Origin of the sequence: Pseudoduganella sp. LjRoot289, assembly GCF_964252925.1 — a bacterium.
Taxonomy (GTDB): domain Bacteria; phylum Pseudomonadota; class Gammaproteobacteria; order Burkholderiales; family Burkholderiaceae_D; genus Rugamonas.
Window position 1 is genome coordinate 2114273 of the sequence record NZ_CAXUPN020000001.1, and the last position, 12786, is coordinate 2127058.

At 63.0% G+C, this 12786-nt stretch carries 7 protein-coding genes; all 7 read right to left on the bottom strand.

The annotated features are described in order from the left end of the window. Positions 1–198 precede the first annotated feature (198 nt). Entirely contained in the window at positions 199–2535 is a 2337-nt protein-coding gene (locus tag ACSQ8Y_RS09035; RefSeq protein WP_436266113.1) for a WD40/YVTN/BNR-like repeat-containing protein, read from the bottom strand. 29 nt (positions 2536–2564) lie between these two features. Beyond that, positions 2565–3203, bottom strand: coding sequence for a PEP-CTERM sorting domain-containing protein (locus ACSQ8Y_RS09040; RefSeq protein ID WP_436266114.1), 639 nt, complete (start codon positions 3201–3203; stop codon positions 2565–2567). Between the two features lie 669 nt (positions 3204–3872). After that, positions 3873–4982 carry a helix-turn-helix domain-containing protein gene (locus ACSQ8Y_RS09045; RefSeq protein WP_436266115.1) on the bottom strand — a complete coding sequence of 370 codons (1110 nt, stop codon included), beginning with the start codon at positions 4980–4982 and terminating at the stop codon, positions 3873–3875. A gap of 220 nt (positions 4983–5202) precedes the next feature. After that, positions 5203–6687 carry a tryptophan halogenase family protein gene (locus ACSQ8Y_RS09050; protein WP_436266116.1) on the bottom strand — a complete coding sequence of 495 codons (1485 nt, stop codon included), beginning with the start codon at positions 6685–6687 and terminating at the stop codon, positions 5203–5205. Positions 6688–6710: 23 nt separating this feature from the next. Then, entirely contained in the window at positions 6711–7646 is a 936-nt protein-coding gene (locus ACSQ8Y_RS09055) for a PA14 domain-containing protein (protein ID WP_436266117.1), read from the bottom strand. Between the two features lie 436 nt (positions 7647–8082). Continuing rightward, positions 8083–11223 (bottom strand): family 43 glycosylhydrolase, encoded by a 3141-nt coding sequence (locus ACSQ8Y_RS09060; protein WP_436266118.1) that lies wholly within the window; start codon positions 11221–11223, stop codon positions 8083–8085. A 4-nt stretch (positions 11224–11227) separates the two neighbouring features. Beyond that, a complete protein-coding gene (locus ACSQ8Y_RS09065) occupies positions 11228–12763 on the bottom strand; it encodes an alpha-N-arabinofuranosidase (protein ID WP_436266119.1) in 1536 nt (511 codons plus the stop codon). Positions 12764–12786: the final 23 nt, after the last annotated feature.

A 12786-nucleotide genomic window follows, 5' to 3' on the forward strand; every position in this document is an offset into this window, starting at 1 on the left:
CAGCATGGGCAAACGGGCGCGTGCATCCTTTCGGCCAAGGCACGTCAGTTGGCGAGCACGCAGCCTTCGGACGGCATCGGGATGCCGGCGGGTTCCTGTCTTCCATGGAGCCCACCGTCGGCGCCGGGAGCTTTCGCGATGCGTACCGGGTCCTGCGAGCCCCCCCCTGCCGGGTGGGCCACAGGACGGGCACCTGTGTCAGTAGCTGAACAAGATGCCGCGGCCGCTGCCGGCCATAAACAGGCGGCCGGGCACCGTCTGATCGGCCGCCAGGACGCCGATACCGCCGAACTGGTGCTTGTCGTCGTTGAAGCGGCGCCAGGTGGTGCCGCCATCATCGGAACGGTGCACGCCCCATACGCCGTTGATCACGCCGGCCACGTACACCGAGGCCGAGTAGCTGGCGCCTGCCGGGGCCTTGCCCAGGGCGATGGAGGTGGCGCCATACACAACCGGCCATGACCAGGTCGGGTGATCACCCCAGATCGACTCTGTCACGCCCAGCTTGGTCCAGGTCGCGCCGCCGTCGAGCGAGTGGAAGATGCTCTGCGAGTCGGCCACCCACACGTCGCCTTCGGCGTTGGCATTGACGGCCAGCGAGGTGTTGGAGACAAACTCGGCACGCGGGCCCAAGGTGGAGAACTGGCTGCTCTCGGTAAAGGTCTGGCCGCCGTCGACCGAATAGTAGAACTTCGGCGCCGGGCGCCACCAGCCGCCGCCCGCCTGGTACGCATAGACCCGGTTCGGATTCTTGCGGTCGGCCGCCAGGCGGTAGCTTGTGCCCGGTTCCACGGCCGGCAGATTGGTGTAGGCCCAGTTCGCCCCACTGTTGGTGGTATAGGCCGGCACGGAATCGGACGGCGCCCAGACGATGTGGCCCGGCTTGGTGACCGCCAGCGTCGAGTCACCGCCCTGGTGGGCCATGCCGTCGGGGTGGTTGGCAGGGAAGGCATTCCAGGTCAGGCCTGAATCGGTGGAGTAGGCGCCAGCCACGTTGGGGTGGTTCCAGGTGGTGGTGCCGATCGTCGCGATGTAAGCCGGATTGGACCAGGCCATGTCGGAGCTGTTGCTGTTGCTGAACCAACCCTTCGGACCGCGTGTCGGTGTCTTGTAGAGTTCGGTATGGACGACCATGCCGATATCGCCCGAACTGTTGAGCAGTTGGTAGTTTGCGCCCGGCGGTGGCGCCATCAGGGCCAGGGTCGCGGTTTCCTCGATGCCGGCAATAATGAAGTTCCAGGTCGGCTTGGCCGCCGACGCGTTCCTGGTCTCCCACACGCCCCCGCCATTCACATGCAGGATGCGTTCAGGATTGTTCGGGTCGATCTCGACGTCGTCGGGCCAGCCCCCCCACATGTCCTGATCGCCGAAGTGCGGGGTCTGGGTGGAAATCTCGCGCCAGGTGGCGCCGGCATCATCCGACATTTGCACAATATGCTGGCCTTCCCAGTTGCCCCAGGAATTGGTCACGCCGAGCGCGATCCGGGTGGTCGCGCCGGTGCCGGACACCGACAGGCCGCCCATGCCGTAGTTGACCCACGTGGGGTCATACTGCTTCAGCAGGGTCCAGTTGCTGCCGTCGAATTTGTACAGCCTTGCAGGACCCTCGGCGCCGGGGCCGGTGGTCTTGGTGAAGGCGACGTACATCATGCCGTCCTTGGCTCGCACCATGTGGGGGATGTAGTAGCCCGTCACGGGGGTGGCGATGCCGGTCCAGGTGGCACCGCCGTCGGTAGTCTTGTACATGCTGTAGCTCAGCCCCGCCACTGCGGCATAGTCCGGCGCAACGGCCGTGTAGATGGTCTGCGTGGCGCTGCCGGTTCCCTTGGTCGAGGTGTCGAAGATTACCTGCTCCATGCCGACCACGCCACGCCATTGGGCGGTGTCGATCTCCTCATTGGTCATCTTGTGCGATGCCAGCGAGGTCAGCTGCTGCCAGGTCTGGCCGCGGTCGGCGCTTTTCCACAGGCCGGTCGTGCGCGTTGCGTAGAACAGGATGGCAGGATCGTTGGGGTCGACCATCAGGCGCTCGCCGACGGCACGGCCCTGGGCGTTGCTGGCCGCCGAGAACGGCAGGTTGACGTAGGTCCAGTTGTCGCCGCGGTCGGTGGAAATGTAGAGGCGCGCGTCGGCTTTATCTGACAGGTACATGCCGGTGCTCATGTAGACGCGCTTGTCGTCGTTTGGATCGAGCGCCATGGTCTCGGAGCCGTGGTAGAAGGTGTCGGCGGCGCCGAAGCCGTCCGTGATCGGCACCCAGGCCGAGGTGGCGGCGTTCCAGCGGTAGGCGCCGCCCATGTCGGTGCGCGCATACAGCACGTCCGGGCTGGTCGGATGGAAGATCAGGCCGGGCACATAGCCGCCGCCGCCGAACTTCACGTTGGCCCATCTGGCTTGCGCTTCCACCCTGGGGCCGCCGGACTTGGAGCCAGAGACGGCGGACGCTGTCGCCGATGAGCCGACGCTGCCACCACCGCAGCCGGACAGCAGGATTGCCACGATACTGGCAATCCCGATGATGTGAATGTTTTTCATATTTTTATCTCCCGCCAATGTTGAATCGATTATTGCCGGCGACGACGCGCCAAGGCACAGACGGCCAGGCCGGCCAACAGCAATGGCAGGGTACCGGGCAGCGGAACGGCAGCGGACGCATTTTCCACGCTGATGTTGTCGATTTCGTTGAAGGCGCCCGAGCCAAGACGCAGCTCGCTGATGCCGTTCAACGCCGTGTTCCAGCTGCCCTCGTCCTGGATGAAACCGGCCGCGGCGCCATCCGCCGATACGCTGCTCAGGTTCGTGTAGTAATCGAAGCCGAGCAGATTGAACAGGCCGCCGCCGACCCGGGTCAAAGTCACGAAGGTATCCAGGCCGTTTTCGATTCCGTCATGCCAGTTGTAGGTTTGCTCCCAATACGTGCCGTCGCTGATATGGGCGGCGCCTGGGGCCGAGTTGGGCGCATGCAAGGTCAGCTGAAAGCCCGCCTCGACATAAGTCAGGTTCTGGCCGTCGTAGCCCATGTTGGCGAGCAGCGATGCGCCGTCGCCGTAGACCATCGCGGTCAGGCTGTCGAAAGTCAGGACGGTGGCACTGGCGCTCGTGGCCACCGTGGCCAGGGCCAGGGCGGCGAAGATCTTCTTCAACTTCATTGACGTCATTTCATTCTCCACTTTCTGTTGTGATTCGAGCTTCTTTTCGCGCATCCGGCATTGCTCGCTGCACTAGGGCGTCCAGGACGGGCAGGCTGTCCATCGACCGGTTGCTTTTTGCTTGCGGGAAGGGGGGCGGGCCCCGCCTGTCCAGCAATTCGGCGGAGTTTATCCCAGATACTTCGGCAAAAATACACGCGAAAATGCGCTGCCGACAGCCATGACGGCTTCGGTGAAAATTTTTGCACGGCAAGTTTGGGTACTTGTGCAGATTTTGCTATTGGTCGATTTCCCGGTCGCTGTTCGATCCGGTCACCACCCTGTGCGCGAGCGGTCGCGCCACCATCGCCGCGCGTCGCATGCAAGGAAGTACAGTATCAATGGCAATATTTGCACCTTGTAACATCTTCGATATTCGCGCTATGGCGGTGCCTCCCCACCCGCGTCGCTTTTGCCGCTCGCCTGTGCCGTGCCGGCGATGCGCAATGAGGCGCCATACTCGTATTTGATTGCCGAGGCAGCACGCAGACCGATCGGCTGCACGCTTTTCATTGGATGGCGCGGTGAGCATATGGGATTGCGCTCATCTGGAATGGCGGCGCTGGGAATGCCCGCGCCGGACCGAGCCAGCGAAGCGCCCTGACGCGATGACGCGGTTTGCGCTTGGGCGCCGGTGGGGGCTGGCACCCCGCGAACGCGGCCGCGCTCAGCGAAATATGGGTTCTACGGCGCCGGCTCCCGCGCCACCTTTTCGAATACTTCGCGGAATGCCTTGGGCGTGCATTCGTATTCTTCCTTGAAGAGCTTATTGAAATACGAGGGATTTTTGTAGCCGACCGAATGGGCGATTTCCGCGATACTGGAGCTGGTGTCCTCCACCAATAGGCGTGATGCTTCCGCCAATCTGAGCTTGTTCAGGTAAGCGATAAAGGTGTACCCCATTTCCGCCTTTAATATGTCGTTGACCTTGGTGCGGTTGACGCCGGTTTCCGACACCACGGTTTCCAGATCCAGCTCCGAATCCGCATAACGCGTCGCCAGCAATCTCAAAAGGGCGGACTTTTCCCTTTCCCGGTGCGGCTCCAGCGCCAGCCGCTGGTACGCCACCAGCGGCAGGTCGTTCTGCATCCGCGCCTGCAGGTCCTTGGCCAAGGCCACCGCGTACTGCTTGACGAACCAGAACCCGAAACCAGCCCAGGCCAGTACCAGAAACGCGGCAAGAAAATACAGGTAGTCGTACTTCCGCTCGTGCATTTCGATGTTCGCGATTTCGATGCGCGACGGGGTGCCGGCGCGGCTGCCATTGCTGGTGCCGACTTCGAACTGCGCGACCTTGTCCAGCGCGTAACCCAGGTCGGATGGGGTGATTTTGTTCACGTCGACCCACCATTGCGGAATGGTCAAATGCGCCAGATCGAGTTCGGACCGGGCCCCGTCCTGGTTGCAGTTGATGTATGCCGATGGCGCGCGGTAGGTCAGCAAGTCACCTGGTTTGGTCAGCTTGTCGTCGAAGGTGCTCAGGTTGACCCGGATGGTAGCGGCGGGGAAGCAGCGCGCCTCGAAACTGATCTTGCCGAATCTTGACCAGTCGAGCAGTGCCGGTTTGCCAGTGCGGTCTGTGAAGAACAGGGCGGCCGATACAGTGGGCTGGGGATTGGTGTCTAACAGGACGAATTCCATGATCAGACGCGCGGCATCGACTTTCGCGCTCAGCTTGGTGGTCGTGTCGTTGCCATGGGCCGTGAATAGCTTCCAGTGAAAGGTTTCTTGCCCAAACAAGGGGACGCGGTGATAGCTGCGGCTGACGCACAGATACCCGATCAGTATGCTCACACCGAGAAGCAGGACCAGCCGAATCAGTGCTTTTGAATATAAGGTGCGCATGTCAATAAGAATTGGATGCTCTGGCAAAGGGCATCGCGCTGCCGCCGCGGCAGCGGAGCGAATGGCTGGCGCGGCTGGCGAAGGTCATGCTGGTCGCTGATCCATACTGACGGTACGCGAATCAAACCACCGCGAAGGTGGTTTGATTCGCCGTCAGGCGCTTGCCGGCTCATCGCCCCAGCATGTGGCGCAGGAAAGCGTCGTGGGTGGGCATGGCCGCCACGACGGCGGCGTAATGGTCGCGCCGCTGGTGCAGGGCTTGCAACGCTTCCGCGAGCGGCACCTCGGCTAGCGCGGGGTCGGCGCGCACGGGCCAGTTCCCCATGCCTGCGTGGATCGCCAGCCAGCTGGTGGCCTCGAAACCTTCTTCGCCGTACATGTTCAGCGAGCCGGTCTGGCGCCAGGCGTGGAGTTTGAAGTCCAGCGTCTCTGGCAGTTCCATGCTGGCCATGTCGCGCCACAGCGCGCTGTCGCGGCGCTCGGTGAGGCAATAGTGCAGGATGATGAAGTCGCGGATGCGCTCGAACACCCTGGTCATGCCCCTGTTGTAGTTCGCCACGGCTGCTGCGGCGGGCGGCGCACCTGGCCGCAGCAGTTCGATCATTTTTTCCAGGCCGCGCTGGATCAGGAGGATGCTGGTCGATTCGAGCGGCTCCAAAAAGCCCGACGACAAGCCGAGCCCGACCACGTTGTGGACCCAGAAGCGCTCGCGGTGGCCGGTCGTGAAGCGCAGCAGGCGCGGTTCGGCCAGCGCCGGGCCGTCCAGCTGCTGCAGCAATTGTGCACGCGCGCGATCCTCGTCGATGTAGCGGGAGGAGAACACGTGGCCGTTGCCGACGCGGTTGCTGAGCGGAATCCGCCAGGCCCAGCCCGCTTCGAGCGCGGTGGCGACTGTGTGCGGCGTGAGTCCGGGTCCGCTAGGCTCGCTGGGCACGGCCCAGGCCCGGTCGACCGGCAGCCAGCGGCTGAAATCGACGAAAGGCTCTTCCAGGGCGCGGCCCAGCAGCAGGGAAACAAAGCCGGAGCAGTCGATAAACAGGTCGCCAGCCACCACGCGGCCATCGTCGAGCTTGAGCTGGCCGACGCCGCCGTCGGCGCGGCGCCTGACTTCGACGATGCGGCCTTCGGTGCGCCGCGCACCCCTGCCGAGCGCGATGCCGCGCAGGAAGCCTGCGTACAGGGAGGCGTCGAAATGGTAGGCGTAACTATACAAATTGGGCTGTTCCCTGGGCGGCGTTACGAAGCGGCCCTGGCTGGCCATCACGCTGGGCAGGCATTGTTCGCCCAGCGCGCCCAGCGCGGCGTCGTCTACCCGGCGGTATTGGCCCCACAGACAGGCGGGGCCGGCCAGGTCGTCGAAATTACCAAAGGTATGGAAGAAGCGGTGGCCCTTGGCGCGCCAGTCGCGAAACTCGATGCCGAGCTTGAACGTGCCATTGGTTGCGCGCAGGAATTCGGCCTCGGCTATGCCGTTCAACTTGTGAAAATCGCGCAGCATTGGGAACGTGGCCTCGCCCACGCCGACGATGCCGATCTCTTCCGATTCGACCAGTTCGACCGTGCTGCCCGGCAGCGCCGTCGCCAGTGCCGTGGCCGCCATCCAGCCGGCTGTGCCGCCGCCAACGACGACGATGCGTTTGTATGCGGTGTTCATGTAACTCTCCTTACGATCGTAGCTCAATCCTTGGGCTGGAGCTGCGCCAGCATGGCTGCCGGCGGCCGCCCTATCAGGCTACGCGGCACGTAGCTGTAATCGGCCGCGCCGGGTTTTTTCCACGCAAGCATCAATGCGAGATCCGGGCCTGGACCCTGGAAGTAGCGCACGCGGAAATTGCGCAAGCCCTTCTCCAGCTTTATCCTGGTCGCCACGGGTGTTGGGGCGTGGATGCCGTCGTTGTCGATCACGTTTTCATCGTCGATGCTGAGAACGGCGCCATCGTCGGCCAACATCATCACTTCCCACGTGGCGGTCTCCTTGATATCGACGGTGAAGCGAATATCCAAACCGAACCATTCGACCGTCGAGCCCAGGCCGGGAAAGCCTTCGAGGAAGGAGCGCGGCGTGATATCGAGCTGGGCCAGGCAAACGCGCTTGATCGGCTTGCGCCGGCGCATTTCGGACACCGATTGGCTGCCGGCACTGAGGCGGTATACGTCGGCGATCATATGCCGATCCGAGGAATCGGCGCATTCTTCGAACAGCTTGGGGGGCGTGCTGGCCGCCGCTTTGGCCATGGGCGGGGGCGGCGGCGGGGGCGGGGGCACGGCGACAGCCGGCGGCGGCGGCGGGGCGGCATCGACTGCGTGCGGCGCGGGCACCGTGGTTTCGGTTACCTTGACGGGAGCCAGATCCGGCATGGGAGGGATCGCTACCGGGGGAGGCTCGAATTTGCTTGGCTCGGGCTGAACTTCGGGATTCTTTTTTTCCGGCGCTTTCGCCTCGAAGACCACGACGTCGACCGTGCTCCGCTCCGGTTTTGGCGAGGGCAGCCGTGAGTTCCACAGCATCACGGACGTTCCCAGCGCCAGATGGAGGAGGACCACGAGGCCTATGGCGTAGCGATTGTACTCGCGCCGCCAGCGTGGCGCACGTTCAGGTTCGGACTCGGGCAAACTGGTTTCTGGCGGTATTGGGCACATACGTTTCTACGGGCAATGAAAATCAATCAAGTTAACTAAAAGGCCGGCTTCTAGCCCCACCGCATTCCGGATCCTAAAAGCAGAACACGTGAATTCAGACGGAGAGCTGGCCAGACGGAGAGCTGGCCTACTGCCCGCCAATCCGGCCGAGTCTATCCCAAATATTGCGGCAGAAATACACGCTGAAATGCGTCGCCGTCTGCCATAACGGCCAGGTGCGAAAAATCTGCACGCCTGCCGTCGGTGCTCGTGCAGATTTTGCTATTGATCGCTTTACAGTCCGTTATTCGATCCGGCTACCACCAGTGCGCCAGCGGCCGCGCCGCTGGCGCCGCATGCCGGATACAAGGAAGCGCAGTATCTATACGATTATCTGCACCCTTGTAATATCTTCACAATCCGCACTATTTCAGTGCCTACCCAGTGTCCTCTTTGCTGCGCGCCTGGTCCGGTCCTGCGGGAGGCGAAGACGCGGATGGCGGTCAGCCGGGCCGCCGCTTTGCCCTATCCGGTAGTAGTCAAAGTCGACACGGCCGCCGGCGGTCCTGGTCGAGTAATAGAAGAGCGCGTAGCGGTAACCCATGAAGTGCGGGAAGGTGTACACAAGGCGCGAGGGACGACCGATAGGGGTCCAGGATTTGCCGTCGAGGCTGTAGGAGAAGCGGGCCAACTCAGGCGCCCCCGGTATGCCGTAGATCTTGGCGCCACCCTCGTCGAGGCCGAAGCGGGCGTCGTCAGGCGCAGACTGAAATACGCTTTCGACCTTGAGGTGAACGGTATTGCCGGAGAGGGGAATGGAGGCGATCTCCTCGGGCAGGCCGGAGTCGGCGCTCACCATGACGAGAGATCTGGCGCCGTCCTTCATCTTTATGCCGACAAAGCCATACTTTGCCTGAAAAGCGGCGATGCCGGCCCAGTCGCCGTCTTTCATGCCGCTCACGTCGATGCTGGTGGTGGCGAAACTGTCAGGGCCAAAGGTGCGCTGGGTGAGGGTATTCCTGGCCTCGGTCAGGCTGGAATCGACCCGGCTGGTGACGAAGCTCATGTAGCCCGGGCGCTTGGTGAGCGACCAGTTGCGCGGCTCGGGATTGTGATTCCATTGCCAGGCGAGGGGCAGGGCGGGGGCGCCGGGCAGGCGCTCGAATTCGTCGGAAGCGACGATGCCGGAGGCGCCCGAGGCGCCCTGTGCGCCGGCGGGGATGTTGAGCGTCATGGGCACCTCGCCGTCTTGGCCGAGCACGGGCCAGCCGTCCTTCCAGGTCACCGGCACAAGGTAGGGGATGCGACCGACGGCGCCGTTGTCCTTGAAAAGATAGGCATACCATTTGCCTTCCGGGGTGTCGATGAGGCCGCCTTGGGCGATACCGCGGTCATCGAGCGCGATGCGGCCCTCGTAGGGACCGTCGATTGCATCGGCGCGGTGGACGATGACGCTGCGCGCCCAGCGGGTGCCGGGCGAAGCGATGTTGAAGAGGTAGTAGCGGCCGTTGATCTTGGAAAGCTGAGAGCCCTCGGCTTTGAGTCCGCCCTGGTCGGCGCCGAAGAGGGCGTTGGCGCTTTCGATAATGACCTTGTTCACGCCGCCGGGCTTGATCCCGGACAGATCGGATTGGAGTTCGGTGAGCCAGATTTGACTGCCCCCGTGAACCATGTAAACGCGACCGTCGTCGTCGAAAAACAGACTGTGATCACCCATTGCTGGCTCGAAACTCGTCTCTTTCCACGGGCCCCGGTCCGGATGCCGCGTGGAGTAGATATGGGTGCGTCCTCCGGCGGTGGCGGAGAAAGTCGAGGCATGGAACACACCGTCGTGGTAACGCAGGCTGCTGGCCCAGGAGCCTGCACCGTAGGCGTTTTTGCCGTTTTCGAGGCGGTAGGCTTCGCTGTCGGCCAGGGTGTCATAGGCGTAGGAGGCCATGCTCCAGTTGACCAGGTCTGTCGACTTCATGATCGGGAGGCCCGGGCTCATGTGCATCGTCGTGCTGCTCATGTAGTAGGTTTTTCCTACACGGATGACTGCGATGTCCGGGACGTCGGCCCAGATAAGGGGATTATGGGCAGGATGCGCCAGTGCCTTGGGCGCCGGCTGAGACGCATCGGCGCCCTGTGAGAATTGCCAGTAATCGAACTTGAACGGTTCTTCTCCGGCCGCACCGCGGAACACGAAGAAGACGTCCTGGACGCCGGAGGCTCCGGAGATCCGGGTCGACTGCGGCTTCCATTGGCCGCCGGTTCCCGAGACCGGCAGCGTGCCGATCAACTTGCCATCGAGCTTGCCCAAGCGAATCTCGATCTTCGCCCCGGTGGCCTCCTTCGCCTTGGCCGTGCTGGAGAGGCTGGCCATGAAGGCGCGTGCGCCGGTCGCGCCGAAATCGACGTTGCGCACCTGGATGTAGGCGCCGTCGTGGATGTCGCGCACATTCTGGCCGCCGGCGCTGCTGGGCTCGATTTTGACACCGGAAGACCAGGCGATGGTCTCGGCTTCCACCCGCTTGTACGGGTCGAGCGTGGCGACCGCAGCCGGCCCTTCCTTGGTTGGCTGCACCGTCGGGACCGAGCCGTCCGGGTTGAACTTCAACTCGTCGACGGACACGGAACGCTTGAAGCCGTCGCCTCCCGGAAGGGCGGCGTTGTGATAGAAGAGGTAGGTCTTGCCTTTGAAATCGACCACGCCCGGATGGTTGGTGAAGGCGCTTTGCGGGGTCATGACGACGCCGCCGTAGGTCCACGGGCCTTCGGCTGTGGGGCCGGTCGAGTAGGCGAGATGCTCAGCGATGGGACCACCGGCGAAAAACAGGTAATTGAGATTCTTGCGCTTATACAGCCAGGGACCCTCTTCGTAGGATGTGCCGCGCAGCGCAGGCGCCGGAAGCGTCGTGCCTTGCGTGTCCGGAGGGGTGCGCTCGCCCAAGGCCTTGACCGTCATCGGATAGCGAATGATGCCATTGTCCCCGACGCTGGTGTCGTAGGAAATCATATCCTTGTTCAGTTTCACCGACCACAGATTGGGATTGCCCCAGGCGAGATAGGCCTGGCCCTTGTCGTCGATGTGGACGGTCGGATCGATGCTGTCGTACAGGCCGCCGGCGTGGCCGGCGATCAGCGGCTTTTTGAGGGGATCGGTGTAGGGGCCGAGGGGATTATCGGCCACCAGAACGCCTATGCCCCGTCCTTGCACCGGGCCATAGAGATACCATTTGCCATCGCGCTCGATCACCTGGGGAGCCCAGGCGCCGTTGTCGAAACCGTCCCAGCCGGAGATCTCCTTGGCCGCCCAGGGGAAATCCCGGAGCGAGGCGATCGCGCCATGCTGGGTCCAGTTCACCATGTCCGTCGTCGTGGCGAGCACCCAGTTCTTCATGTTGAAGTTGTTTTTTTCCCCGACGTCTTCGTCGTGGCTGGAAAACAGGTAGAGCGTGCCCTTGTGGACCATGGGGGCCGGATCGGCGGTATACATCGTCTGGATAACCGGGTTGAGCGCGAACGACGCCACAGGCAGCGACGCCAGCACGGACGAGAGAACGATAGCGGAGCGGGATGTTTTTTTCACGGACTTACTCCTCCAAAGCGACCACCATCACGGCCTTGGCAGGCACCTTGACCGACAGCTTGCCGCCTGCGGCGCGCGCGCTGAACGCCGCCGGCTTGATGGCCTGCGGATTCTGGAACGTGTTGTGCGCATCGATCGTGGCCGAGGTCAGCACCTTGCCGGCCGCGCCTTTTACCTTCGTGCCGGCGACGTTGACGGCGACATCGACCGCCTTGGACGGATCGGTGTTGACGAGCGCCAGGTACACCTTGCCGTCCTTGGCGCGCGCCGCCGAAGCGCTCACGCCGGGAATGGTCGCTGCGCCCAGGGTGTAGCTGGTGTTGTCCTTGATTGCCAGCGGCAGCGACTTGGCATCCTGGAACGGCACATACATCTGGAACGCGTAGTAGGTCGGGGTCAGGACCATCTTCTCCTTGTCGGTCAGGATCATCGCCTGCAGGACGTTGACCATCTGGGCGATGCTGGTCATGGTGACCCGCTCCGCGTGCTCATGGAAGATGTTGAAGTTGAGCGCCGCCACGAGCGCATCGCGCAGGGAGTTCTGCTGGTACAGGGCGCTTTTGGCACCCTTCTCGTCGTACCAGGTGCCCCATTCGTCGACCATCAGTCCGATCTTCTTCTCGGGATCGTTCTTGTCCAGCACGGCCACGTGATCTTTGACAAGCTGATCCATTTTCAAGGTATTGGCAAGGGTCGAGATCCACTCGTTTTCCTTGAAGCCGAGGGCCTCGCCCTTGACCTCCCAGTTGCCGGTCGGGACGGTGTACTGGTGGACGCTGATGCCGACGGTGCGGCCCTTCAGTTCCTTGCTCAGGACGTCGGTCCACGAGGTGTCGAAGCCACTGCCGCCGCTGGCGATCATTTTCGGCTTGTACTGCTCGGGCGCCCTCAGGAAGTTCTCGTAATTCCTGTACAGGCTCGCGTAGTACTCGGGCTTGACGTTGCCGCCGCAGCCCCACGCCTCATTGCCTATACCGAAGAGGGCGACTTTGAACGGTTTTTCGCGCCCGTTCTGAGCGCGCAGCCTGGCCAGCGGCGAGCCGCCGTCCGACGTCAGGTACTCGACCCAGTCCGACATCTCCTGCACGCTGCCGGTACCGACGTTGCCGTTGATGTAGGCGTCGGCGCCCAGCATGTCGATCAGGTCGAAGAATTCGTGGGTGCCGACGGCGTTGATCTCGTCTACGTTGCCCCCGTTGATGTGGCTCGGGCGCTTGTCCTGCGGGCCTACGCCGTCGCGCCAATGGTAGGTGTCGGCGAAGCAGCCGCCCGGCCAGCGCACCAGCGGCACATGCAACTCCTTGAGCGCGCCGACGACGTCATTGCGCCAGCCCCTGGTGTTGGGGATGTTCGACTTCGAGCCGACGTACATGCCTTCGTAGACGCCGGTGCCGAGGTTTTCGGCGAACTGGCCGTACACGTTCTTGTTGATGACAGGGCCGGGTTTGCCGGCGTCGATGTTGATGCTGACCTGGCCGGCGGCAAAAGCCGGTACCGCGATCATGCCGAGCACGGCGAGGCTGTGTTTGATGATGTTCATGCAGGGGTTTCCAGACAATTGAT

Coding starts and splice junctions, on each gene's coding strand:
- ACSQ8Y_RS09035 (WP_436266113.1), bottom strand. CDS start 2,535: ATGAAAAACATTCACATCATCGGGATTGCCAGTATCGTGGCAATCCTG.
- ACSQ8Y_RS09040 (WP_436266114.1), bottom strand. CDS start 3,203: ATGCGCGAAAAGAAGCTCGAATCACAACAGAAAGTGGAGAATGAAATG.
- ACSQ8Y_RS09050 (WP_436266116.1), bottom strand. CDS start 6,687: ATGAACACCGCATACAAACGCATCGTCGTCGTTGGCGGCGGCACAGCC.
- ACSQ8Y_RS09065 (WP_436266119.1), bottom strand. CDS start 12,763: ATGAACATCATCAAACACAGCCTCGCCGTGCTCGGCATGATCGCGGTA.